This window comes from Aeromonas sp. s12 (assembly GCF_040907925.1).
Taxonomy (GTDB): domain Bacteria; phylum Pseudomonadota; class Gammaproteobacteria; order Enterobacterales; family Aeromonadaceae; genus Aeromonas; species Aeromonas veronii.
Genome location: NZ_JBFOCT010000014.1, coordinates 175,710 through 198,258, shown reverse-complemented (window position 1 = coordinate 198,258; position 22,549 = coordinate 175,710). Strand labels below are relative to the sequence as shown.

Genomic DNA, 22,549 nt, shown 5'->3' with positions numbered 1-22,549 from the left:
GTCATTACAGCTCCTATGGGCAGCAGCTCGGCGAGCCGCCGCAGTAGTGGCTATTCTGGTCGAACTCGGCGACGTTGCAGTAGATTGGGGTGAGCCGTTCGCAGCAGATGCACTTGCCAATCCAGCCTTCGCCACGTTGAAACTGGATATATCCGCCTTCCTTTAGCTGTGCGATCCGGGCTTTGTTGTATGCCTCTTTGGCAGCCTTGGCCTGTTCCTGCATGGTGTAGAGCTTGGCGTGCTTGATCACCCATATGCCGGTCATCTTGGCTTTCAGTAGAGGCCAGCCACCGTGCGGGCCATCGGGGTCTGTCTTTTTCCCAAAGCACCAAGGCAACGCATCTTTAGCACCGCGGAGGACGCTATGCCAGTCTTGCCCTTCACCCCAGTAGTCCAGCCCTCCGCCGATACTGGGCATGTGGTTAACGCTCACTCGCATCTGCCAGTTCTCGCGCTTCTGCTTGCCGGTGAGAGGGCTATTGTCGCGATTGTGGTGGCGATAGTGACGCTGGTGCAGCTCCAGCTCGTTGTCGATCCAGACCTCGCCCAGCAGATTGCCAAGGATGGCATGGATCTTCTTGCTCAGCTTCTTCTCGATGCGTGGTTTCATGTGGCTATTTCACATCCTTCATGCTGATCGAGATCCCGACGTAGGGGCACTGGGCGCGGTACACATCGCGGCCGTGCTCGCGCTCGATGCTCTTGCAGCGAAAGCGGGACTCGGTGGAAATAGAAAGGCCAGCGGGTTGGCTGGCCTGTAGTTGGGCTATCTGGTGCAGGGCGCGCTCGAGAGCCGCCTGCTTGTTGGGGTCAGTCAGCATCGCCACCCCCGATAACCGATAAAGCCGGGCTCCATGACGTGCCGGAACGGCAGGACTGGAAGGTGGGCTATCAGGGTCTTAAGCTGTGGGTTATCTGGCTGGCTGTCGATGGTGACTTTGGCGCCGGGGTTGATGCGGAGATATCGCTCCCTGGCGTCGGCGGCCTCTTCCCGGGTCAGGCCGGGCTGGATGATCGGGGCTCTATAGCGCACGGATCACCTCCTGATGGTATTGCTGCGGCAGGCAATGTCAGGGCCTCGGCAAGCAGGATGTATTCACCCTCGTCGTCTTGCTCCATTTCTGCGCCGCAGTCCTGACCGAAGGAATCGCAGTGCCCGCCAAGGGTGTAGCGCTGGAGGGATGCAATGTCAGACATCAGCACCAGCGCGTCAGCCGGATTCTGCTCCTGCATCATGGCGAACAGCTCTTCGCAATCGCCTGTCAGGGCTGCCTTGATATGGGCTGCAAAAATCTTGTGCCCCTCGGAAATCTGCTGGCTCGGCGCGCACTCGATAGCATCCTCCACATAGGGGAGTGCGAGCTTGAGCGTATCCAGCGCCCCCTTGAGTCGGCTCTGAAGCTGGTCGTGCTGCTCCTGCAGCTCGCGGTAGTCAGCGGCGACCGGTGAGGTGGTGGCATCAGTCCACTCGGCGTCTTGTCGGTCTGGCATTTTGCCAGCCAGCGCCGCGTCACACCGTGATGGGAATGACTGCGTTTGCGGAACTTCGCCGATTGCCTCCCGCAGCAGTCCCGCCATCACCCCGCACTGGCGGGTGGCGTCTGCAAGCTGCTCGGCCAGCCCGCTAATTTCGGAAAAGGGGACGAAAGCCCCCTCCTTGTGCTCTTCCATGCAGAGCCCAAACGCGCCGCGCTTGTCGCTCGATGTGCAGTTGTATCGCTTCACGATTGCTCTCCTTCCACAAATTCGATGGCGTCAGCCACTTCCGGCAGCACCTTGTCCCAGCTGGCGATATCGCCGTTCTTGTGCCAACCAGCCACGCCTTCACTGCTGTTCATCACGCTCTGCACCGCATACATCGCATCGAGCAGCACATCCCGCTGCTTGGTCATGGCCTCCAGCTTCTCTGCCGGGGTGAGCCCATGCTTGCGCTGCATGGTGATGGTGAATGGACCCGTTTCAGGGTGGTTGCCGCTCATCTCAAGGTAGTTAGTGGCGCCACTGGCCTTGAACTGGCCAGCGAACGAGGCGGCTAGCAGTTGCACCGCGACGCCTGAGATACTGAGGTTGACCCCGTCATTGGCGTCAAACTGGCTGATGAATGCCTGCTTGGCCACGAACTCGGCCAGCGTCACGCCCTCCAGATCCTTGGTGGGGTAGCCGTCCAGCAGGTTCCAGCAGGCGACGATGCGGCGGCCATTTTCCTTGCCTTCGCAGTTGGGAAAGCCTTCATCACTGCGGGGCCAGAGTTCACAGACGCCATAGCCATCGATTGATCCGACCGACTGGCCGTTACGAAAAAGGGCCAGAAGGCCCTTGGTGTGTTCGGTCATGCTGCACCACCTTGTGACTCAGTTGCGCTCTCTGCTTTCGACTCAACCTTCTCAGCCGTCATCACCATCTTGCTCCCGTCATCCAGATCCCAAGCGATTTCGCCACCTTCAGCCATGACGAGTTGCCATACCATCTGGGCAGCCTCGTTGGTGACGTCGCGCCCGGGGTCGTTACCAACGCGCAGGCGACCACCTTCCACGTCTCGCATCTTTGCCAGCTGAATGGTCTTGCTCAATGGAGAGAAGCCGAGCTGAATACGTGCTGGTGATTTGCTCATGCCGCCTTCTCCTGTCCAAGGCTTTGCTCAGCAGCGCTGAACTCGCTACCCAAGATCTCGGTCATCATCGGTCCGACCTTGGCTCCGGTACGCAGGTAAATCGCCCCATCATGGGCGAACATGGTGAAGCCGCCACCAAACAGCAACTCACCCCAGTTCAGACCCATGGACTCGTAAAGCGGATTGGCATCCACCGATTCTGGGAACATGTCCCAGTAGCGATCCTGCAGCTCCTTTTGTTCTTTGGCCTTGCCCTTCACCTTGCCCCGGCGCGGAGCTGACAGGTAGTGCTGGTCAGGCTTGGTCCAGAGGTCTTTATCTTCGCGCTGGTAGTAGTTGTTCAGCACCAGATGGGCACACTTGAAGCGGTTTACATCGCTGCTGAACTTAGGCTTGCCATCAAACTCCTTGCCCAGAATGTTGGCCTTCTCAATCAGAGCGCTCCTTGCAGCTTCAAAGGCAGCGTGGGCTGCCAGCACGCTGGCATCGGTGGTTTTGTAGAAGCTGGTCATAGCGGAGCCTCCTCGCCACCCAAGGCGGCAAACAGGGCCTGGATAAACTGGGACAGCTCGCCGGTCACCAGTGCAAAGTCGGCGTCCATGCGGGCAACCGGATCCTCACTGGTGATGTCGTCGTTCTGCTCGCGCAGCTCCTCGCTGAACTTGAGGCGCTTGATGGAGAGGTCATCACCCAGCACGAAGCTGATGCTTTCACCCCAGCAGAGGGCCAGCTTGGTGACCAGCTTGTCGTTGGCGAGGTGGTTTTTGACCTCATCGGTCATCAGATCCTGCTGCTTGAAGCGGGCGATCCCGCCGTGTTCCATGGCGCTGCGCAGCTCGGACTCATCCTCAAGGGTGAAAGCTGCCGGCAGGTTGCCCTCTTGCAGCCACTCGGTCATGGTGATTTCTGGCGGGTTCTTGAGCGACACCGGCACCACCGGCAGGCTGCCGATGGACTTGCGCAGCAGGGCCAGCACGTCCTCGGCCTTCTTGGCTGATGGGGCATCGACCATCAGCAGGCCGTCTGCCGGGTTGATCCATGCGTAGGTGTTGGCGGTGCGGCTGAATGCGCGGGGCAGCAGGGTGTGCAGCAGCTCCTCTTTCAGCGCCTCTTTCTCTTTCTTCTTGAGGGCGCGCCCCTGCTCGAACTCGATCGCCTCTACTTTCTCGGCCAGCTGCTCTTTGACAACGGTGGATGGCAACATCTTCTCCTCCTTGCGAGCACAGATGAGGATCTGGCCATTGGCGGAGTGGGTCAGGGTGCTGCCGAACTTGCCGAGCGGGCGAGTCCAGCCGAAGCGGGACATATCCTGGCTGCCGCAGGGGGTGAAGGCGCAGGCTTCGAGCTGAGTTTCCAGCTGTTCGGATGTCAACTCGAACGGGCGGGTGAAGCGGTACACTTGAAGGTTTTTAAACCACATGGTCAGGGGTCCTTTTGGTTGGTTAGGTGCGGGCTTTTGCCAGCAGGTCGTGGATTTTCTTGGCGGCTGCCTCGGCTTGTGACCGGTTGCAGATGGTCCCGCCAGGCAGTACAAACTTGCCGCGCAGCTTGGGGTGGGGCATGACGACGCCCAACCCGATGACTACCGCGCCGCAGTAGGGGTGTTCCGTGTCTTTCATGGGGTTCCTCGACTTATCAACAGAAACTGTGATGGAGGCGGTTAGTAACTGGTGGGTATCAGGCTGCTTTTCTTGCGCCGATGCCGCGTACAAAGGGGATGCGGGGTGATGCGCCAACCTTCATGGTGGGGAAGGCAATCAGGGCACAACCGAAGTTGGCCCCGCTCTTTTTGGTCACGCCGTCGCGCTCGTAGAACTGGTAGCGGCCATCAGGCTCGTAGATGATCACATCCTCGGCCAGCAAGCTGCGCCACCAGATAGTTAGCGGCTCGTATGGGAGCAGCATCATCCCCGGCCTGCCATTGGCTTGCTGCCGACGGGCCTGCGTGATGAACTCGGGTTTCAGGTCGAACGGCGGGTTGCACCACCAGTGCTCAGGCCAGTCAAGGTTGAGACTGTCGATACCCACGCAGACAGTGCCAGCCATCTCAGCCTCGCGCATCTGGGCGCGAACATCATCACTGGTGCGGTAGTCCAGCAACCGCTCCAGCAGCAGGTGACTGGTGAAGTAGCGGCTGCACTTGGCGGTAAGCGGCTCGGCGGCTACATCGCACTCGAAGTTGCGACCGTAGAGCGCCTGCGCATCGGCTAAACACTCCCAGGTGGTGGCCCAGAAGTTCTTATCGCTGGCCGGGGTGCCGCTATCAATCAGAATTGCCATCGACTTGTTCCTCCTCGTCAACTGCAGGGCGCTGGTTGAGCCAGCTCATGGCATCTTGCTTGGCTGCCTCGGCGCTTTCACTGAATCCGGCCTGATACATCACCTTGCCGAACTCTGTTGCTAGGAATTCGTAGGCACTGGAAAGATTTTTGATGGCAACCGCAGCGCGCTCAGCTGTTTCTGTGATGGATTCAGTGCTCCACCCCTCGCGGCCAAGCTCGTCTTCCCACACCATATCGAAGCCGTCGCCATCAATGTCATCAGCCTCAGTGCTGGCGATAGTCTCCAGCAGGTAAAGCAGGATCTCCTGTTTCATGCCGCCTCCTTGTGCTGTTCCGGTTGCTGGCTGGCCTCGGCCTGCTCTTTCTCCCACTGGCGAACCGCGGCTTGACCGGCGCTGATGATCTGATCGGCAAGCTTGGCGCCAATCCCCTTGATTGCCAGCAGCTTGTCGCTCTGGTTAACCATCAACTTCCACAGGTCGGTGATGCCAGCACCCTCCAGCAGCCCCTGCACCTTGGCGTTGAGGCCAATTTCGCTGATGTGGACTGTCTGCGCCCACTCGGCGCGGGGTTGCAGGTGAGGGTGGGTGATGGCCAGCGCATCGAGCATGAAGGCGTGGATGTCGCGGATCGCCTCCATCGGGATATCTCTGGCGATGACGCTCGGAAATATCGGGCTCATCCACTCGCTCAGCATCACGGTGCAACCGGTGGCGTCTGAGCGCATGGCGTGGAGCTTCCAGTCCAGATCGTTCAGCAGGTAGCTCTTATCAGACTGGATGCCACCCTCTACCAGGTAGACATTCCAGCGGATGCCATTGCCGTCAGGGTAGTGATTGCGCAGGTGCTTGCCCCACAGCAGGCTGATCTCCTTGAATTGGGCCATGTCGTTGATGACCTGCTGGCGCTCGTCCAGATCGGCCTGCTGCTGGTTGATGATGGCTGTCAGCTCGGTCACGCTGCGGGAAAGCCGGGTGTTGTCGCGGCGGTACCCGCTGATTTCGTTCTTGCTGGCGTTGATGGCGTTTAGGCGCTCTTCCAGCTTCTTGCGCTGCTCAGCCACCTTGCGCTTCAAGCCTTCCGGATCCATCGCCTTATAGGCTTTGATGGTGCGTTCCAGCTCGCGGATCTGGACGTTGGCAGCGTTGAGGTCTGCCTGAGCTCCGTCTGCCTTGCGGTTTGCGGCGTAGACGGCATTTTCAGCCTGCTCAGCTTTGGCGCTGGCCTCTTCCCGTGCGTCTGCGATGCGCTGCTCAGCTTCGGCTACCTGCTGGCGCAGCTGGCTGACCAGTGCGATCTGCTCATTCAGCTCACCATCCCGGGCTTCCAACTGGTCGATGAGCCCGTTGAACTCGTCGATATGGGCGTTGGCCGACTCGCTGATCATGGTCATGTTGGCGGTGAGCAGGGTTTCAAAGCTGCCGATGGCGGCCTTGGCCGGGCCGTCAGGCATCAGCATGATGTTGCGGATCTGGCTGGTGAGGGTGTTCAGGGCAAGGCTGGTAGCCTCGCTGGGGTTCAGTTCGGTGGTCATGGTTCGGGTCCTGTTGGGAAAGAGAAAGCCCAGCAAGCGCCGGGCTTTGGTTGGTTAGTCGTCGTAGCGCTCAATGACAAGGTCGTAGTTGTGAGGGTATTCACCTTGATCCAGCTTCACCTTTGATTTCATGGCGTAGGCGGCCATCAACTTGCGCTCAGCTCCGTAGAACGGGCCAACGCACTTCTTGCGTTTAACGTCATCATCATCGATTTTCATGGAGTAAATACAACCCTCTTTGTCGATGTCGATCTGGTATTCGCAGCGGTATTTGTCCATGCCCGCTTCTTTGCCGATGTAGATATGGCGATATCCGAATGAGGCGTCTTCGATGATGAGCGTCATCTCCTCATCAACGTGATCACCATCTCCGTAACCGGTGATCGACTTGCGAACTGCATCGAGCACCCATGACAAGGTAATTTCTTCGGGAAGCTCGCTCATAATTTCCTGAATTTCCTTATCCAACACTTCTGCCAGACGCTGGTCATAGAAATCTTGTGCGGCCATGCGCAGGCGCTTGGTCACGAAGTCGTGGTAACTGGGGAAGTCGGCGATGCTGTCGATTTGCGGCATGATTGCATTTGTCAGTGCATCCTTTACTGCTTTGCCAACATCGCTGTAGCTGCGCAGGACATCCTGGGCGCAGTCATCAATCAGCTTGTCGGCGTACTTGCTGAGAGCTTGCTCCAGAGCGCCGCTTTGAATTTTCTGCTGCAGGACCGCTCCGAACATGGCTTGAACGGTGGTATTGCTGGGGTCGATGGTCGGGGCGAAATCGGTGGTGTCGGTCTTGGCTTGTTCGGTCATGTTGGGGTCCTTGTGGCGCTAGGCCATAAAAAAGCCCGCTGGTTGGCGGGCTGGATGGGTTGAAGTGGTTGGTTACGCTTGCGGCTGGTCGAATTTACGCTTGCACTCGCCGGCTATTTGCTTGATCCCGGCGATGATGCTCTGATCGCCAGTCTCATTGGCCCATTCCCAAGCTGATGTGTAGGCTTTGTGCCATTCATCCTTGGAGGAAGAACCTTCTATAGCCGCGCAGTGGTCGGCGTATGCGCCGGAATGATCTACTTGCTCGCCAGCATCAGTCTGCTGCTGCGCAGTTTGTTCCGGTTTGGGAGTGGATTCGGTTGCTTGGTTTTCCTCCACCACCTTGGTTGGCGCGGCCTCTTGCCGCATTGCGCTGAGTGCGCGGCTTTTTTCCGGCTTAACCTCTTCCTCTTTCGATTTGAACCAGTCGCCAGGCTTACTCATGCCATCTCGTAGAGAGGCATAAATCTTGCGCATCTGAACATATTGAGCTGGCAGCATTGCGTCAGCGCGTCTGCCGAGATACGCCTGCACCTGCTCTGTTGTCACCCCAAACTCAGCGCTGAACGTATCGAGCATGCGCTTGATCGACTCTGGGCTGGTGTCGGCATGGGTGTTGAGGGTTACCTCGCACTGGCGTTGCGCGGCCTCGATAACATCGCCAGGGATCACGCCAAGAATGCAGGCGCGAAGGCGGCGGGCACCGTTGTTTGCCACTAGCTCGTAGATATCGCGCGGGTCCTCCAGTCGCTTTTGCCCGTTTCTTGTGTGACGAATGTGAGGCACAGTGAAGATCTTTAGCTGCTTGGTGTTGGTTTCAACGTCCCAGGCAAAAGCCTCAACGATGGATTCGCCTTTGCGCTGCTCCAGCTCGCGGATGCCGAACTGCATATTCCCCCACGCCTGAGCCAGCGCCTCCGCCAGCCTGATGCTTGGGCCTGTCACATCAGCGCCGCCGCGGTTGTAGCTGTACAACGCACCCTCTGCCAAAGTTGGGCGGGAGCAGGCTTGCAGGATGCGATCTGTGGCCTCAACAGGGTTGCGCGGGAACTTCTTGGCAATCACCATGGCTGCCTGCACTTCCTGAATGGCCCGCTGCTGCTCAACAGCCACCAATCCTTGCTCTTGGCGCTGGCTGGCCGCGCCGAATGGGTTTGAAACTACTTGGTTCACGCTGCTCTCCTTGCCCATGCCGGGCGGGTAAGTGGTATCAGGTCGTGCCAGTCGTTGTTGACGCGGCACTCGTGGAATTTGCGCAGGTCGCGGCGGTAGAGGTCTTTGCCAGCCTCTTTCCACTCCTGCTCCAGCGGGCGAACCCGCACCGGGTAACGGCCGCACTCAATTGATGAGCTGACCGCGATAAAGATGAAGTCCGGGATCTCGTCGTAAATCTCGCGAAAGCCGTCTGAGTACATGGCGTCTTGAACGTGGTAGCGGAACTCCTCGACGTGGCGCTCGAAGCGGGACATGTCGTCAACCTTCTTGACGTCAGCAAGGATGGGGTAGTTATTGAACTTCTTGTCTGGCCGGCAGCGGCAGAGCTCTTCTGTCTCGCGGTCAGTCCAGTAGAGCGACCCCTCGCATAGTCCGTCCTGCTCCAGTAGCCAGCGGGCATCCGGGTGGGCGAACACGCTTTCTCGCATCAGCTGCAGCTTGCGCCCATCCTCTGCGGTCATGATGGTCTTGCCCAGCTCGGCGCAGTTGGCCAGAAACTCCTTCTCTTCGTCCTTGCCAGCGTTGGTGCGGCGGTTGAACTCGGGCGCGATGATAAATCGCGCCTCGAACTCTTCCGGCTCCAGCAGCAGGCAGTGCAGGGCGGTACCCATATCCAGCGCCTTGAGCTTTTCCTCATCGACCGGCGCGCTCTTGCGCCAAATGTAGGTGGCTGGGCTCTCGGCGATGTCGTCGAGCTGGGATTTGCTGATGCCGGGGCCGGAGTGGTACTCCTCGTTTGAGAGGCCAAGCACCAGACCATGCGGCAGGGCCAAGCTGGTATCGACGGCGGCGTTCATGTGACATCCTCCTCGTAGCTGGATGAATAGATAATCTCAGCCACAGTTGGCACCAATATATCTTTCGGCTTTGGCATGTAAGCCCATGAGTGGACTGTTGCATCGCTGAAATTACAGCGCTCTCCATACCACCAACAATCCGCCGAGACATCTGAATTAAGCGTCAGTTCGCGCTCGGAAGTTCGCTTTGCAACAATGCACTCCTGGTGCGACTTACCGGGGTTTTCGCCACCGCGAGGAGTCCAGCGGCGCAGCACGAAAACATCGACACCTTTTGGCGGAAGCGCCTCCAGCACCGAAATCCACTTAACTTCAATTTTTTCCATCATGCTGCGCTCCTGTGCTGGTACTGTTGCCATTGCTCCTCGCTCATGGCGGTTTGCAGGTCGGCGAGGTGGTTGCTCCATGCGTCATGGGCAAGGTCGGAAAGGCCGGCATCCACCACCTGCTGGACGAACTGCACCAGATGGGAGTGGTCGCCGTCGTTCATCAGCATCCAGATGGCTTGGTTGTACTGGCGGTGCTGGTCGGGATTGAGCTCACACAGCAGGGTGGCCGGGTCGGTGCTCAGCATGCCTGTCATCAGGAGCGGTCGGTTGGTGGCTACCCACTCGGCGATCCACTCGACTTTGGCGTTTGCCTCGGCTTCGCGGCTTTCGAGCAGAGCCAGCAGAGCGGATTCTCTGGTCATGGCTATAACTCCAATTCACGCTGCAGGGCGCGCTTCTCGTGATACTCCTCGATGGCGCGGCGGGTGGCGGTGCGTTCGTGGGAGCTGCGGCGTTCTGCTGCGCTGGGTTCGACGCTCACGCTGTAGCGGTGTTCAGTGCGGGGCGGCATGGAGCCGCGAAAGCCAATCACCTGGGCTTCGGTCAGGTTTTTCATGGTCGGGGTCCTCTTGGTTATCCGAAGGCGGCCACAGCTTCGACGCTATGTTGTTGCCAGCTCCACCGGAGCCGCCTTGGGATACCGGCTCGCAAGCCGGGATCCGTTCACGTTCACGCACCGCTTTCCGAATTGACGGGTTATCGGCGCATCCCTACCGGCATCGGGATTCGTGGTTGTGAGCCGGTTCCGAGTTGTTAAAGAGCGGTGCAACACTGAATTCAGGTTGCAAGAAGCCAAAGCATCCTTGAGGTGCTTGAAAAAGAGGCTTTGGCTACGGCGCTATGAGGGAAGCGCCAGACCCGGTAAATCAGATGGCGTTGCGGTGGAACTCGGCGCGCCAGTGGAGGAGGGCGCTGTGCTTGGTAAAGCCTGTGGTGCGGCGCTGGGCTGCGCGAGCTGCCACAATTCGGTGTCGCTCGGTCTGCATCATGGCAACGGTCAAGCGCTGCTTGATGGTTCGGCGGCGGGCGGCATTGCCATTGAACTTGTCAGCTATGGCAAAGAGGATCTGGTCTGCGTGATGCGCGGCTCTGGAAAAAATGCTCTTGGTCATGGTACATTTACTCCTGTTGGCGAGTTGGTCCTCGCTAATTCCCACCGGGTCAACTGGTTGGGGTCCTGATTGCCGGGGTTGGTCCCTCGGCTTTCTCTGACTGGGGGTGGTACCCTAGTCCTTCAAAGCCCGCCCTGTGCGGGCTTTGTCGTTCTTACGCGCTGGTCAGGCGCTTTTCACTTCTGCCCTGGTTAGGGGCGGGGTCCTGATTGCCGAGTGTCTAAGTTGGTCGGAGATACAGGGATCGAACCTGTGAAGCCCTCATCCCAAATGAGGTGGCATACCGCTTGCCTAATCTCCGATGTTGCCGGTTACGTCTCCGGCCCGGGCTCTCACCGTTCGTGTGGCATTACCCAAGACCTTCACCACGATTGGCCGCCTTCCACGCTGCCCCTTGCTGTTATCGGTCTTGGTTGTTCTTACTTCCGGCGTGGCTTGTTAACCCGCCTTATTTCCATTCAGCAACTTTCGTTGCTGTTCTGGAATGAGCTAATTCTTGCCTAAAGGAAATCTTTCGTCAATACGATGACAAAAAGAAATTTTGTTTTTTTGTTTTGGCATAAAAAAAGCCCACCAGATGGTGGGCTGTTTTGTGCAGGTATTGTGGGCTCAGGAGGGGAGTCTTATCTCTATTACCTTGCCAACAAGCATGAGTTGCTTGTCTGTCAGCGAACCGGCTCGCGGATCATCTACGCTGTATCTCCACTCTGGCAGGCCTTGAATTGCCCTCAGGAGCATAAAGGTGTTATCAACCTTCGCCAGCATAATTCTATTGTGCTCTGGCTTGCTGTCGTTGAGATCGACCAAGCATATGGCGCCGGGCGTTATCCCAGCATCAGCAAGCTGATCACTGTCGGCCTCTACAGCTATCAGGTGACCCTCTCTCTCCGTGGCCAGCCGCCTTCCTGTGTCTGCGTGCGGCCACGCATCAATGGTCTGATCCCTTTGCAGCCCTTGCATGGTCCAGATTGGCACCATTCCAGGCCCCTCCTCAATATCCCTGATCAGGCTGCTAGATGAGCGGCCAAGATACAACCAGACTGGATCAACCCGCAGTTGCTTGGCGATGCTCATTAGGCTGCTCGCTCTTATCTCCCTGCCAGGCTCAGAGAGGATTCTGCTGACAACTGCCGGGGAGATCCCAGTCCTCCTGCTTAGTTCGGCAGCGCTGACATGAAGCTCTTTCATCCTTGCCTCAAGGCGTTGCGAAAAATTCATCATCTTTTCACCTAGCAAATTCGGTGGTGTGAGTTTAACAAACAAAACCTTGCCAAAGGGGTGATGCTCCCTCTTGCAAAAATTGCCAATAGGAAAGATACTTTATCGGTAAAACACAAAAGCAAGAGGACCAACCATGCATATAGACGATGTAACCAAGTTTTTTGGTAATGCCGCCAAGGCGTGCGATGCCATCAACACCAGCCACTCCAACTTCAGCAAGTGGAAGAAGCGGAACAATGGAATTGTTCCAGCCAACCACGCTGTCAGCTTTGTTATCGCAAGTGGTCACCAGCTGGATATGCGCTGGGAGGATTACCTGCAGGACATGCAGGGGCAAACGGAAACCCAGCAGGCCGCCTGACCAGCGGCCAGCTTTACCCCAACCACCAGAGGACCCTGACCATGGGACGACCAGCACTGTCTGATCACGAAAAAATGGACACCCTGTCACCCTTGCGGGTGCGCGGCACTGTAGGCCACCGACAAGTGTGGCAGGAAGTCGGTGCCGAAGTCGGCATGACCGAAACCGCATTTGCCCGCACCTCGCTGCTGATGCTCCTTAACTCCATATCTCAGCACGAGCCGCAGATCCTGGCGAGAGCCGTCAAACGGGCCAATCGGAGCCTGATCGAGCAAGGCTATCCGCCGGTCACTGTCGAGGAGATTTTAAAGGGCGATGGCCTGCCAGAGCGCGGCCTGCTGACCTTCTCGCCAGAGGATGAGGCAGCATATAACGAAGAGCGCCCCAAGAAGCCGGTGCAAAAGCTCATCGGCCTGATCAATTTCGTTTTAGGGAGATAACTGCAATGACTATCAACGCCAGACCGCCACGCCCAGCCGCCCAGCACGTCAGTGAGCGTGACAACATCATTCTGAAATCCGTCATTCATGAGCTGTCGCTCGAGCTGGACACCTCGCTGATCCCGACTGCGCACGCGGCCGGCACCGACAAGACGGCCGTTCGACTCTCCCGGGAGTTGATGGCCCGCAAGATTGAGCGCGCCGACCAGCAAGCCTGCGCATAACCATTACCAATAAAGCCCGCCTCACCACCGGGCTTAATTAGGACCTCAAAAATGACCATTGAACCCAAGGCCCATGGGGCCGCTCTCCTTTGTGCTGATCTGGATCACTGCCCCATTTGCGGCAGCGAGCTGCGCACCGGTACTGATGACCACGCCTGTGAGTGCCCAGGCTGCGAGTATACGGAGCGGGAGGTAGTGGCATGAACGCATTAATCCCAGCCCTTCACATCAGCGACACCAGCGCCAAAGTCGCAGAGGTCACCAGCGCACCGGTTAACCCGCTGGCAGATATAGAGCCGCTGGCCGACTGGCGCAACCATCCAGAAGTAAAAGCCTGGCTCTATCAGGCTGATGACGTTGAGGCGCTAACACCTAGCAATACCAATCTTCTCGCTGCATATGTGAAAAACTTAATTGAAAGTGGGGCCGATGAGGAAACTATCCGGGGCCTGGCTAGTGGAATGGTAGATCGTCTGCTGCATCCTGAGCCTTGCGCTGAACGGATAGCGACAGAGAAAAAGGTAAAGCCTGTTGTTGCTGTCGCGCTCAATATCAGCGATATGGGCACAAAGATAGCAGAAGTCGAGAAGGCATACCGCGGTTACCTCGATCAGCACCTCATTGATGATGACCATCAGATCATCGTCAACAACTCAGGTGGCAAAGACTCCGGCGCCACCGAGTTGCTGGCTCGCGCCATCTTCGGCGACAACTATCGCTCCGTTGCCGCCGATACAGGCAACGAGCACCCGATCACTCTGGAGCACCTGCAAACCCTGCACCTACAACGGGGCGGTAAGCCTGTCGAAATCGTCTCTGCCGACTATCCGCAAGTGATGTTCGACAAGCGCCGGGAGGCGATCACAAAGGCGTGGCAGCGCAAACAGACAGTGATGGCGGGAGCCTATCGCGGCATCGTCATGCCATCGCTGGCCAGAGCTGATACGGCGTTTGCTGAGCTCTGGCGCAATCGTGCCAAGGCGCTGGGCTGGGGTGAGTTTGACACCCCGCTTGATGCGGCTCTGTCTGCCTTGCAACGCTCCGGCAACCCATTTCTGGATATGGCGCTGATCCACGGTGGTTTCCCCCTTGGCCGTCAACGCTTCTGCACCGATGAGCTGAAAATTCAGGTGGTGTTTGACAAGGTGCTTTCCCCCCTGCTGGACGCTGGGACGGATGTTGTTCAGTGGTCTGGCGTTCGGGCAGATGAGTCAGAAAAACGGGCAACCTACGACCGGTTCTCTGAGGACAAGCGCGACAGCGGCGGCCACCTGTTCAACTTCCTGCCGATCCATCAATGGACTGCCGCCGATGTGTTCGCCCTCTATCGCTATTTTGGCGTTAAGCCGAACCCGCTCTATTCGCAAGGTATGGAGCGAGTGGGGTGCATGCCCTGCATTCTGGTGGCCAAGCCAGAGCTGGCAGAGATAGCCGCACGTTGGCCGGAAGAGATCGAGCGAGTGGCCAAGTGGGAACGGCAGGTTGCCATGGTGTCGCGCTGGATCCACTGGATGATGGTTGGCCACATTGACCGCCGTCAGTTCAAGCCAGTAACGACAGAGCTTTGCGTCTCGCCTTTTGACGTTAACAGCGCAATGGCGGCTCGCCGCAAGAAGGCTGGTCTTGCTTGGTCACACCAGGATGTTGTCAATGGCGTGGTCAGCAAGGTGACAAGAAAAACGCCGTTCAAGTTGGGAGTCAACGCCAGGCTCCTGCATCGCTCGTTCGTGGTGGATGTCGAGGCATACAGCGGCACCTGCATGCTCGGCCCGCGTGGCAATGTGATCGGCGGGTCAGTCCATGATGCCGTTGAATGGTCCCGCACCGGCCGCGGTGGCAAGACCTATGACCTGGTAACCAAGGCGATCGACGTCGAGGTGTGCAGCAGCAAATACGGCCTGTGTGGGTGATGGAGGCAGCATGAACACCGTTATCAGATTCCCGGGGGCAGGCGCCCCCATTTCCAAACCTATCAGCAGAGGTAGCAACGTGAGCACCAACCGGCGCAGCGGGTATGTGATCTGCTGGCGGTCACTGATGGCCGCCGACTGGGCAAAGAGCGCAGTGAAGTTTGCAGGGTGGATGCGCCTTATCAGCCTTGCCGCCTATGAAGAGTGCGCAGTGAGCTACAAGGGGCGCGAGTGGACGCTGATGCGCGGCCAGCTTGTTATCAGCACTACCGAGCTTGGCACGCTGCTGCGTGATGAGCGTGGGCGCGCTCTGTCCAAGCAGGCTACCGATCGGCTGCTGGGGTGGTTTGAGCGTGAGGGGATGGTGAGTATTCAGGGTACTCCATGGGGCTCTGTGATCACTGTCAACAACTACGACGACTACCAGGCCGCCGTTATGGCCGTGGATACTGCCGAGCCAGCACCAGAAAAACCAGCCCCAATTGAGCAAAAAGAGACTCAATCGAGTTGCGTTTCGATCGGTACACCGACCGGTACGCTGACCGACACGCACACCGAAACACTAAAAGCCGCACCAGATATGGGCTTGAGCGGTATTGATGATACGCCACCCGGTGTACCGATCGGTGTTTCGACCGGTACGACAACAGAACAAGAAATAAATACATTAAAAGAAAATACAAAGATCTCTTCGTCGAAGAACGCTGACGCGCTCCCCGACGCCGGCGCTGTTGAATCGGTTTCTGCTGCTGTCGAGAAGATTCGGCCAGAGGCTGCCATCCAGACCCCGAGCGGGAAATTCTGGGGTACTCAGGATGACCTGACCTGCGCTGAATACATCCACAGCAGGGTGCTGGTAGTGAACCCCACGGCCAAGGACCCCAACTGGGCGCAGTGGGCGAACGATATCCGCCTGATGCGAACCCAGCTTGGGTACACCCATCACGATATCTGCTCGCTGTTCAAATGGGCCAACCTAGACCAGTTCTGGTCTGCCAACGTGCTGTGCCCCAAGACCCTGCGCAAGCAGTGGGACAAGCTGCAGGCCAAGCGCAACGCTGCGCCGCCGACCAGCAAGCGCCCATTGTCCAACATTGCCGCCGCCCAGCAACAGGCGCGCAGTCTCATCGAATCGGGAGCTGTCAGCTATGACGACGACACTCCCCTCTAACGTGACCGCACTGCCAGCCAACCAGGATGGTCCCGCCATGAGCGCTCGCATGGCCGCATTCATCGCTGAGGAGCTGCTGCCGCTGATGGCCGGGAGCTGGCCTGCCAGTGCCAACCAGCTGGATGCCAATGCCCGCGGCGTGGCGCTGGCCTGGGGTGGCGTGCTACGCGGGTTCACCCCAGCCCAGATCCGGGAGGTGGTGCAGGACATGGCGGCCGATGTGGATCGCCAGTTCGCTCCGCGCCCGGCAGAAGTGCGGGCAGAGATACTGCGCCGGCAGCCAGCCACGGATGCGCCAGCCCGGGCTACACGGCTGGAGATCTCCATCAGGGCATGCGAGATGGAGGCGACCGTGATCGTGTTGCAGCGTGACGGCGACGTGACGAGCGAGGCGGTGCAGGTTGAGCTGGACAGGATACTCACCGAACGCCGCCAGCGCGGCTTTACCATCACAGGGAGGATTTAGGGATGTTCAACCAAGACGTGATCGCCGCGGTCAAGGCCGCGAAGTTTTGCCGGGTGGTGCTATACCCAGCTGTTCGAGGTGAGAGCGGTGAGCGTGTGCTGCTCGAGGTGGCAGACGAAATCGCCGTGCTGGGGCACACCGATTGCCAGCGCGGGGCAGGGCATTGGCTGGTACTCGATACGACGCCTGAGCAAGTGGCGGAGGAGGTCAAACGGCTGAGAGGCGCGCCAGTGCTGGTGTTGAGAGGTGGTGTTGCAAATGGAGCTGTGGATAACTCTGGAAAGGAGGCGCTTGCCAACCCGTGACAATCGGTATATCGCGCCGTAACATGTTTCAGGCCGGACCTAGACCACCCGGCCGTTGACCAAAAGGACCCGACCATGACCGCAAAATCGAATACCCGAGATCTATCCGTTGCGACCCAACTGGGCCGCGTCATCGCCATCATGAGCGACGGCAAGGCCCGCACTCTGCGCGACATCGAGCGCGAGTGCTGGAGCCGCTACGGCCAAGCCGATACCCAAGCCGCCATCAGCGCCCGCCTGCGCGAAGTGTGCTGCCATGGCTGGGTAAAACACTCCGACAACCAGAACATCAACGGCAAGCAGGTTTGGCATTACCGCCTCTCGCCGTTCCCCACCGCGGAAGCCGTTGCGGCTAAGGCGGTGGCAGCATGAGAATTTCACTCGCCATCGCATGTGTGATCGCCGCCACGTCAGCTCAAGCACCGTGGATGCGTTTGCAGGATTTCACCACAGCAAGCCCATTCTGCATCCCCAACCCGCGCAATGACAGGGCCGCCAAACGCCAGCGTGCCGCCGCCAAGCGCCGCAACAAAGCCAAGCGGGGGTGAGGATGAGCCAATATCCAAAGCACTTCCTGCGCAGCCCTGAAATCCGCGCCCGCGCCTGCCAGCTGGTAGCAAGCCTGCCGATTGACCAGAACAAGCCGCTGGTCCTCGAAATCAAGGAGATGACCCGCAGCCTGGCCCAGAACGCCCTGTTTTGGGCTGTCATGACCGACATCGCCGAGCAAGTGAACTGGCATGGCCGCAAGCTCTCCAAGGAGGACTGGAAACACGTCCTCTCCGCCGCCCTGTACCAGCAGGACGTAGTTCCGAACATAGACGGCAACGGGTTCGTGGTGCTGGGCAAGTCCACCTCCAAGATGACCGTGCGCGAGATGCGCGATCTCATCGAGTTGGCCCAATCCTTCGGCGCCCAGCAGGGCGTGAAGTTCGGAGATGAATCCCGCCGCGGCTTCGACTGGGTGGCGGCATACGGGAGGGCGGCAGCATGAGCTCACTGGTTAAGAAATTTTCAGCGAATACCGCTGGGCGAGACTTCGCGGTAGGCGATATTCACGGCCACTTCACCCTGCTGCAGCAGGCTCTCGATAAGGTTGGCTTTGACCCCGCCTGTGATCGCCTGTTCTCCGTTGGAGACTTGGTTGATCGTGGCCCTGAATGCGAATTGGTGCTGGAGTGGCTGGCCAAGCCATGGTTCCACCCGGTGCGCGGCAACCACGACGACTATGTGTGCCGTCACGACACCTGTGACACAGGAAACTGGTTGCAGAACGGTGGGGCTTGGTTCATGTCCCTGCTCGATGTGGAGCGCGGCGAGTACGCAGCCCAGTTCCGCGAGCTGCCTATCGCCATCGAGGTGGATACGCCGAGTGGGTTGATTGGCTTGATCCATGCTGATTGCCCATTCCCGTCCTGGAGCTACCTGATTGAAAAGCTTGAGGGTGGCGCAGAGGGAAACCCTGGATTGCTGCGCTCCATTAAGAACGCCTGCATGTGGTCGCGTCGGCGTGTGGAGCTTGGTGATGAGAGCGGTGTGTCTGATGTGCATGCCCTGGTTGTTGGTCACACCCCCATGAGCAACCCGGTAGCGCTTGGTAACGTGATCCATATCGATACGGCCGGCTGGTGCCCGCAAAAAGGCGGGGCATTCACCTTGCTGAACCTGCAATCGCTGCAGACTCACACGATGAAAGGGGCGCGCGATGAGTAAGACCAAGGCTGACAGGGATTGGCTGAACGATGTGAGCTCGCTCGGCTGTATCGCCTGCCGCAATGCCGGGTATGGCGCCACGCCAGCGGAAATCCATCATGTGCGCTCTGGGTCTGGTATGGCCCAGCGCGCCGAGCACACCAGAGTGCTGCCACTGTGCCCACGACACCACCGCGCTTGCTACCCCACCGGATTCCACGCTGCACCGCGCACCTGGCAACAGGGGCACGGCAGCGAGGATGAGCTGCTGGAACAGGTAGTCCGGGAAGTGGCCGAGCTGCGCAAGAACACCATCGGGAGGGCGGCATGATTACTGCGATCGTTTACTGGATGATGAAATTTCAGTTTGGCGCCGAATGGTCATACTGGAGCCTGGTTTTGCCGGTGATAACTGATCTGGTGATCATCGCAGCGTTAGCGAAATGGAGCGCATAGCTGTGATCCACCTCTCTGCCATCGACGCAGCCCGCCTGCTGGATAAACACCCGAAAGCCAAGGCGGTAGCGAACCAAGTCAAGAAATCCAAGCAGGTGGATGAGCTGCACGGCAAGGTGCTGGCCCAGCTGGCCGGCTTCCCTGACCCAGCCACCGAGCTGGTGTTCCACCCAAAGCGCAAGTGGCGACTGGACTACGCCTGGCCCACCCGCATGATCGCCGTCGAGATCCACGGCGGCATCCACTCCGGTGGCCGTCACACCCGCGGCAAGGGGTTCGTGGAGGACCGCGCCAAGATGAATGAGGCTCGCTTGCTGGGGTGGACCGTGCTGGAAGTTACCCCGGAACACGTCAAATCCGGCCAGCTGCGCGCCTGGCTGCTCACCGCTTTCAATCAGGACCAAGACCAAACGAGGACCAACCCATGAGCAATTCACTGGAAATGGCACTGCGCCTGTTCTCACCAAAGGGGGCGCTACATGAGCCAACCTCCAGCAACTTCAACGCCCTGGGGCGTGACGACTTTATCGGTGCCCTGCAGGTGGCCGCCAAAAACAACCCGCAGGGGCTCCAGTTCCTGATGGCCGATCACCAGCTCGATGCCGCCGCCATCTCTGAGCTGGCAGCGCACTTTCAGGGGGCGACAGGTAATGCCGAGGCCGGTGGCATGGCGCTGGCTATCCTGTTGCGCCGCCCGCTGCCTGAGCAGCTGGATAACCTGGTGTCATCCCACCCCCATTACGACAAGGAGCGCCGCCGCGCCGCAGTGGTGATGGAGAAGGCAAAACGCGCCCACCGTGCCGGAAATGACCACGAATATCAGCGCCTGCTGGCTGAGCGCAACGGGATCTTGTCTCTCGCCCACGACCACTGTGTCGCTGAGATGCTGCAATCCGGCCGCTGCCCGCACTGCAAGGGGACCGGTATCCGCCCCCGCAAGGGTGACGAGTGCCCTAAGTGCCACGGCACCGGGCGAGTGGTGCCCCATGCCGATATGGTGGCGCGCCGATTCGGGCAGGAGATGCGCCAGCGCGTAGAGCAGCTGGTTGATGAGGTGATCCACCAGGCGTCCGACCTATCCAAGATTATGGACCGTCAGGTGCGCCAGATGAGGGCGGCGTAGTCTTACCCTCTGATTGCTTGAATCCCCACCGTCCCAGCGTTAGTATCTATCAAAGATGGCCAGATTCCCCCGGGACTCTGGCCTTTTCATTTTCCGGCCCGCCATCGTGCGGGCTTTGTCGTTTCTGGAGGAAGCATGGGTAAAGAGGAAGAGCTAGCCACAGCGGCTGCTGGGGTGACTGGGGTGGCCAAATCAGCTCCGCCCGTCGTCGTATCTGGAATGACCCTGGCCGGTTACTCACTGAATGACTGGGTTCTGGCTGCCACCTTGGTGTGGATCGCTGTCCAGATGGGGTGGTTTATCTGGTCGAACATCATCAAGCAGCGCAAAGGGGGTGCATCTTGAGTATTCGCCCACAGGTTATTGACGAGGTAATCCAGCGTGAGGGGGGTGACAAGTTCACTGATCGCGCAGAGGACCGCGGCGGCCCGACTCGCTGGGGGGTGACTCAAGCTACTGCTCGCCAGTTCGGCTATACCGGCCATATGCGCGACTACCCAAAGGCTGAGGCGGTAAAGGTCTACACCTCTTACTGGAACCAGATGCGCCTCTCATCCATTGAGGTGATTGATACCGATCTGGCCACCTACCTGTTTGACTATGGGGTCAACTCCGGTCCCGGGCGGGCGGCAAAAGACCTCCAGCGTCTGCTTAATGTGTTGAACGACCGGCAAAAGCTCTATCAGGACGTGAAAGCAGACGGGGCCATAGGGCCTCGTTCTCTTTCTGCACTGGAGAGTTACGTAAAAGCGCGCGGTGCCGGTGGCAAGCGCCTGCTGGCCGAAGCTGTGAACTCCCTTCGAATTGCCCACTGCATCACACTGGCTGAGCGTCAGGAGTCGCAGGAGGCCAATGCCTACGGCTGGCTGAGCCGGGTTTGTAACCTGTGAGGTAGATATGGAGCACATCGTTGAGGTGGTCATCAACTGGATTGTCATCCTGATGGCCGTGGTAGGGGGCGCGTCCCTCGTGGTGCAGGGGCTGGCCAAGATTGCGGCCGTCACCCCATCCACCCGGGATGATGAGATTATCGGGAAGGTAGACGCCTTCCTGGTCGGTCTCATCAAGGTGCTGGATAAGCTGGCCCTGAACCTGCCGGCTGATAAAGCCCGGAAGCAATAACATGAACAGCTTGCTCCAACTGCTCGACATTCTAACGGCCCTTCTGGGCCGTTGGCTTAAGCAGGAACGGGCAAGGGAGGTGCAGGAAAGCTATGACCAAAACCATAGTGACCCACAAGGGCGCTTTGCTGCTCGCTTCGGTGCTGCTTCTGGCCAGCTGCCAGACAACACCAAGCCAGCCGGCAAACTGCCCGCCACCCACTCCCAGGCTGACATGGAGCCCCGCCAATAACGGCGGGGTTTGTCTTTCTGGGGAATCAACGGCCGACCTACTGGACTATCTCGATGCACTGGAGCGATGCGGTGGTTAATGGCGTTACCGTGACCGGGGTTATCACTCATGTGAAGGAGCATGACGGCAGTCATGCCCTGGTTGTTCTCAATACCGGCGTTTCCGTAGTGGTACCGGCAACCCATCAGCCCGTACCCGGCGACACCGTTGTCGAAGGCGAGCTATCTCTCTAAATGGCAAAGACCGACTGGGCACAGCTCAATGCAGAATTCCTGCAGGAGCACGAAGCGACCGGCATCAGTGCAAAAGACTGGTGTGACAGCCGCGGCCTGAACTACAACTCGGCGCGTCGCTATTTGAAATCTCGGGGGCAATCCCCTGCACAACCTGAAAAATCTCGCGTAGCTGCGCAATCTGCGCAATCCGAAGTGCGCAAAACTGCGCAATCTGCGCAAAGTGCGCAACCCAAGGGGAATGAAGGCAAGACCAAGAGGGGAGAGGGAAGAGGGGAAAAGTCCTCCTCATCCACACAAACCCCTGACGACTCAGGCCAAAACCCGAAAAGAAAATCGGGGCGCCAGCCAGATGGCCGCTTTGGCGTGGGCAATCGTGAGTCCGTCGGCAACCCCGGCAACCCGAGCCCTGTCGCAAAGTGGAAGCCGGGCGATCGGCCCGCGCTGACCCACGGCGGTTACGCCCAGTTCCTCGATTCGCCTGAGTTGTTCGACCAGGCCGAGGAGTTGAGGCTGCGGGACGAGCTGATATTCACCCGGGCTCGCGTTATCTCTGTCACCAAGACCTTGAAGAACCTGCATCAGGATCTGCTAGATGCCACCGAGATGACCGACCGGATTGGGCTCTATGACAAGATCCTGAAAGCTGAGCAGGCCCTTGACCGCAACATTCAGCGGATTGAGTCCATAGAGCGCACCCTGAGCGCCATTCGCATCGATGAGGTAACCGGCCCCAAGATTGAGGCTGACACCAAGCGCATCAAGGCGGCCACCCGCAAGCTGACGGCCGAAGCCGATCGGCTGGAGAAGGATGGCGGCAGCGATACCACCCCAGTGAGTGAGATGCTCTCGGAGTTGCACGACATGGGGACTGGCGGGCTGATGAGCAAGTGTGGATAATCT

Annotated in this window: 40 protein-coding genes and 1 tRNA gene; 21 read left to right on the top strand and 20 right to left on the bottom strand. The window is 58.8% G+C overall.

Annotated elements, in window-relative coordinates:
* Positions 1–13 precede the first annotated feature (13 nt).
* The 20 genes from AB5Y67_RS07675 to AB5Y67_RS07580 form a co-directional block, all read right to left on the bottom strand.
* Positions 14–610, bottom strand: a complete 597-nt coding sequence (locus AB5Y67_RS07675) for a hypothetical protein (protein ID WP_368207650.1) — start codon at positions 608–610, stop codon at positions 14–16.
* Positions 611–614: 4 nt separating this feature from the next.
* Positions 615–821, bottom strand: a complete 207-nt coding sequence (locus AB5Y67_RS07670) for a hypothetical protein (protein WP_042880869.1) — start codon at positions 819–821, stop codon at positions 615–617.
* Between the two features lie 175 nt (positions 822–996).
* A complete protein-coding gene (locus AB5Y67_RS07665) occupies positions 997–1,725 on the bottom strand; it encodes a hypothetical protein (protein ID WP_368207649.1) in 729 nt (242 codons plus the stop codon).
* Complete coding sequence (locus tag AB5Y67_RS07660) at positions 1,722–2,333, bottom strand: hypothetical protein (RefSeq protein ID WP_368207648.1); 612 nt, start codon at positions 2,331–2,333, stop codon at positions 1,722–1,724. The genes AB5Y67_RS07665 and AB5Y67_RS07660 overlap by 4 nt, the downstream gene beginning before the upstream one ends.
* Complete coding sequence (locus tag AB5Y67_RS07655) at positions 2,330–2,611, bottom strand: hypothetical protein (protein ID WP_270817610.1); 282 nt, start codon at positions 2,609–2,611, stop codon at positions 2,330–2,332. The genes AB5Y67_RS07660 and AB5Y67_RS07655 overlap by 4 nt, the downstream gene beginning before the upstream one ends.
* Positions 2,608–3,123, bottom strand: a complete 516-nt coding sequence (locus AB5Y67_RS07650; RefSeq protein WP_368207647.1) for a hypothetical protein — start codon at positions 3,121–3,123, stop codon at positions 2,608–2,610. The genes AB5Y67_RS07655 and AB5Y67_RS07650 overlap by 4 nt, the downstream gene beginning before the upstream one ends.
* Positions 3,120–4,031 (bottom strand): recombination-associated protein RdgC, encoded by a 912-nt coding sequence (gene rdgC, locus AB5Y67_RS07645; RefSeq protein ID WP_368207646.1) that lies wholly within the window; start codon positions 4,029–4,031, stop codon positions 3,120–3,122. Before rdgC ends, AB5Y67_RS07650 begins: the two co-directional genes overlap by 4 nt.
* Positions 4,032–4,053: 22 nt before the next feature.
* Complete coding sequence (locus tag AB5Y67_RS07640; protein WP_201998260.1) at positions 4,054–4,230, bottom strand: hypothetical protein; 177 nt, start codon at positions 4,228–4,230, stop codon at positions 4,054–4,056.
* 58 nt (positions 4,231–4,288) lie between these two features.
* Positions 4,289–4,891 carry a DNA N-6-adenine-methyltransferase gene (locus tag AB5Y67_RS07635; RefSeq protein WP_368207645.1) on the bottom strand — a complete coding sequence of 201 codons (603 nt, stop codon included), beginning with the start codon at positions 4,889–4,891 and terminating at the stop codon, positions 4,289–4,291.
* Positions 4,875–5,207, bottom strand: a complete 333-nt coding sequence (locus tag AB5Y67_RS07630; protein ID WP_368207644.1) for a hypothetical protein — start codon at positions 5,205–5,207, stop codon at positions 4,875–4,877. The genes AB5Y67_RS07635 and AB5Y67_RS07630 overlap by 17 nt, the downstream gene beginning before the upstream one ends.
* The gene (locus AB5Y67_RS07625) at positions 5,204–6,427 is read right to left on the bottom strand and encodes a hypothetical protein (RefSeq protein ID WP_368207643.1); all 1,224 of its coding nucleotides are present in this window, start codon (positions 6,425–6,427) and stop codon (positions 5,204–5,206) included. Before AB5Y67_RS07625 ends, AB5Y67_RS07630 begins: the two co-directional genes overlap by 4 nt.
* Positions 6,428–6,481: 54 nt before the next feature.
* Complete coding sequence (locus AB5Y67_RS07620; protein WP_368207642.1) at positions 6,482–7,237, bottom strand: hypothetical protein; 756 nt, start codon at positions 7,235–7,237, stop codon at positions 6,482–6,484.
* Positions 7,238–7,309: 72 nt separating this feature from the next.
* The gene (locus tag AB5Y67_RS07615) at positions 7,310–8,410 is read right to left on the bottom strand and encodes a hypothetical protein (RefSeq protein WP_368207641.1); all 1,101 of its coding nucleotides are present in this window, start codon (positions 8,408–8,410) and stop codon (positions 7,310–7,312) included.
* Positions 8,407–9,249, bottom strand: a complete 843-nt coding sequence (locus AB5Y67_RS07610; RefSeq protein ID WP_368207640.1) for a PD-(D/E)XK nuclease-like domain-containing protein — start codon at positions 9,247–9,249, stop codon at positions 8,407–8,409. The genes AB5Y67_RS07615 and AB5Y67_RS07610 overlap by 4 nt, the downstream gene beginning before the upstream one ends.
* Positions 9,246–9,578, bottom strand: coding sequence for a hypothetical protein (locus AB5Y67_RS07605; RefSeq protein WP_368207638.1), 333 nt, complete (start codon positions 9,576–9,578; stop codon positions 9,246–9,248). Before AB5Y67_RS07605 ends, AB5Y67_RS07610 begins: the two co-directional genes overlap by 4 nt.
* Positions 9,575–9,940, bottom strand: a complete 366-nt coding sequence (locus tag AB5Y67_RS07600; RefSeq protein WP_368207637.1) for a hypothetical protein — start codon at positions 9,938–9,940, stop codon at positions 9,575–9,577. The genes AB5Y67_RS07605 and AB5Y67_RS07600 overlap by 4 nt, the downstream gene beginning before the upstream one ends.
* A 2-nt stretch (positions 9,941–9,942) precedes the next feature.
* Positions 9,943–10,134, bottom strand: a complete 192-nt coding sequence (locus AB5Y67_RS07595) for a PA3496 family putative envelope integrity protein (RefSeq protein WP_368207636.1) — start codon at positions 10,132–10,134, stop codon at positions 9,943–9,945.
* 310 nt (positions 10,135–10,444) lie between these two features.
* Positions 10,445–10,690 carry a hypothetical protein gene (locus AB5Y67_RS07590; protein ID WP_041979967.1) on the bottom strand — a complete coding sequence of 82 codons (246 nt, stop codon included), beginning with the start codon at positions 10,688–10,690 and terminating at the stop codon, positions 10,445–10,447.
* Between the two features lie 226 nt (positions 10,691–10,916).
* Positions 10,917–10,991 (bottom strand) — tRNA-Pro (locus tag AB5Y67_RS07585).
* A 308-nt stretch (positions 10,992–11,299) separates the two neighbouring features.
* The gene (locus tag AB5Y67_RS07580; protein WP_368207635.1) at positions 11,300–11,911 is read right to left on the bottom strand and encodes a helix-turn-helix domain-containing protein; all 612 of its coding nucleotides are present in this window, start codon (positions 11,909–11,911) and stop codon (positions 11,300–11,302) included.
* A 133-nt stretch (positions 11,912–12,044) separates the two neighbouring features.
* Here AB5Y67_RS07580 and AB5Y67_RS07575 point away from each other — a divergent pair, with 133 nt between their 5' ends.
* From AB5Y67_RS07575 to AB5Y67_RS07475, 21 genes are all read left to right on the top strand, one after another.
* Entirely contained in the window at positions 12,045–12,272 is a 228-nt protein-coding gene (locus AB5Y67_RS07575) for a hypothetical protein (RefSeq protein ID WP_368207634.1), read from the top strand.
* Between the two features lie 41 nt (positions 12,273–12,313).
* On the top strand, positions 12,314–12,712 hold the full coding sequence (locus tag AB5Y67_RS07570; protein ID WP_368207633.1) for a hypothetical protein: 399 nt from the start codon (positions 12,314–12,316) through the stop codon (positions 12,710–12,712).
* Between the two features lie 5 nt (positions 12,713–12,717).
* Positions 12,718–12,936 (top strand): hypothetical protein, encoded by a 219-nt coding sequence (locus AB5Y67_RS07565; protein ID WP_139407316.1) that lies wholly within the window; start codon positions 12,718–12,720, stop codon positions 12,934–12,936.
* Positions 12,937–13,136: 200 nt separating this feature from the next.
* A complete protein-coding gene (locus tag AB5Y67_RS07560; RefSeq protein WP_368207632.1) occupies positions 13,137–14,846 on the top strand; it encodes a phosphoadenosine phosphosulfate reductase family protein in 1,710 nt (569 codons plus the stop codon).
* Positions 14,847–14,856: 10 nt separating this feature from the next.
* Positions 14,857–16,017, top strand: a complete 1,161-nt coding sequence (locus AB5Y67_RS07555) for a hypothetical protein (protein ID WP_368207631.1) — start codon at positions 14,857–14,859, stop codon at positions 16,015–16,017.
* Positions 15,995–16,483: a hypothetical protein gene (locus AB5Y67_RS07550; RefSeq protein ID WP_368207630.1), complete on the top strand. Its 489-nt coding sequence runs from the start codon at positions 15,995–15,997 to the stop codon at positions 16,481–16,483. The genes AB5Y67_RS07555 and AB5Y67_RS07550 overlap by 23 nt, the downstream gene beginning before the upstream one ends.
* Positions 16,484–16,485: 2 nt before the next feature.
* On the top strand, positions 16,486–16,788 hold the full coding sequence (locus tag AB5Y67_RS07545) for a hypothetical protein (RefSeq protein WP_139407323.1): 303 nt from the start codon (positions 16,486–16,488) through the stop codon (positions 16,786–16,788).
* A gap of 75 nt (positions 16,789–16,863) precedes the next feature.
* Positions 16,864–17,160 (top strand): hypothetical protein, encoded by a 297-nt coding sequence (locus AB5Y67_RS07540; protein WP_368207629.1) that lies wholly within the window; start codon positions 16,864–16,866, stop codon positions 17,158–17,160.
* Complete coding sequence (locus tag AB5Y67_RS07535) at positions 17,157–17,336, top strand: hypothetical protein (protein ID WP_368207628.1); 180 nt, start codon at positions 17,157–17,159, stop codon at positions 17,334–17,336. The genes AB5Y67_RS07540 and AB5Y67_RS07535 overlap by 4 nt, the downstream gene beginning before the upstream one ends.
* A gap of 2 nt (positions 17,337–17,338) precedes the next feature.
* Complete coding sequence (locus AB5Y67_RS07530) at positions 17,339–17,782, top strand: recombination protein NinB (protein WP_368207627.1); 444 nt, start codon at positions 17,339–17,341, stop codon at positions 17,780–17,782.
* Positions 17,779–18,501, top strand: coding sequence for a metallophosphoesterase (locus AB5Y67_RS07525; protein ID WP_368207626.1), 723 nt, complete (start codon positions 17,779–17,781; stop codon positions 18,499–18,501). The genes AB5Y67_RS07530 and AB5Y67_RS07525 overlap by 4 nt, the downstream gene beginning before the upstream one ends.
* Positions 18,494–18,811, top strand: coding sequence for a Ref family recombination enhancement nuclease (locus AB5Y67_RS07520; RefSeq protein ID WP_368207625.1), 318 nt, complete (start codon positions 18,494–18,496; stop codon positions 18,809–18,811). The genes AB5Y67_RS07525 and AB5Y67_RS07520 overlap by 8 nt, the downstream gene beginning before the upstream one ends.
* A complete protein-coding gene (locus tag AB5Y67_RS07515) occupies positions 18,808–18,936 on the top strand; it encodes a hypothetical protein (RefSeq protein ID WP_368207624.1) in 129 nt (42 codons plus the stop codon). Before AB5Y67_RS07520 ends, AB5Y67_RS07515 begins: the two co-directional genes overlap by 4 nt.
* Before the next feature lie 2 nt (positions 18,937–18,938).
* On the top strand, positions 18,939–19,364 hold the full coding sequence (locus AB5Y67_RS07510; RefSeq protein WP_368207623.1) for a hypothetical protein: 426 nt from the start codon (positions 18,939–18,941) through the stop codon (positions 19,362–19,364).
* Positions 19,361–20,059, top strand: coding sequence for a TIGR02642 family protein (locus AB5Y67_RS07505; RefSeq protein ID WP_368207622.1), 699 nt, complete (start codon positions 19,361–19,363; stop codon positions 20,057–20,059). Before AB5Y67_RS07510 ends, AB5Y67_RS07505 begins: the two co-directional genes overlap by 4 nt.
* A 135-nt stretch (positions 20,060–20,194) precedes the next feature.
* Complete coding sequence (locus AB5Y67_RS07500) at positions 20,195–20,404, top strand: hypothetical protein (protein ID WP_368207621.1); 210 nt, start codon at positions 20,195–20,197, stop codon at positions 20,402–20,404.
* Entirely contained in the window at positions 20,401–20,949 is a 549-nt protein-coding gene (locus AB5Y67_RS07495) for a glycoside hydrolase family 108 protein (RefSeq protein WP_368207620.1), read from the top strand. Before AB5Y67_RS07500 ends, AB5Y67_RS07495 begins: the two co-directional genes overlap by 4 nt.
* A gap of 7 nt (positions 20,950–20,956) precedes the next feature.
* Positions 20,957–21,181 (top strand): hypothetical protein, encoded by a 225-nt coding sequence (locus AB5Y67_RS07490; RefSeq protein WP_069556117.1) that lies wholly within the window; start codon positions 20,957–20,959, stop codon positions 21,179–21,181.
* A gap of 1 nt (position 21,182) precedes the next feature.
* Positions 21,183–21,413 (top strand): hypothetical protein, encoded by a 231-nt coding sequence (locus AB5Y67_RS07485; protein WP_368207619.1) that lies wholly within the window; start codon positions 21,183–21,185, stop codon positions 21,411–21,413.
* A gap of 53 nt (positions 21,414–21,466) precedes the next feature.
* Entirely contained in the window at positions 21,467–21,646 is a 180-nt protein-coding gene (locus tag AB5Y67_RS07480; protein WP_368207618.1) for a hypothetical protein, read from the top strand.
* A complete protein-coding gene (locus tag AB5Y67_RS07475) occupies positions 21,647–22,546 on the top strand; it encodes a terminase (protein WP_368207617.1) in 900 nt (299 codons plus the stop codon).
* The last annotated feature ends 3 nt before the right edge of the window (positions 22,547–22,549 follow it).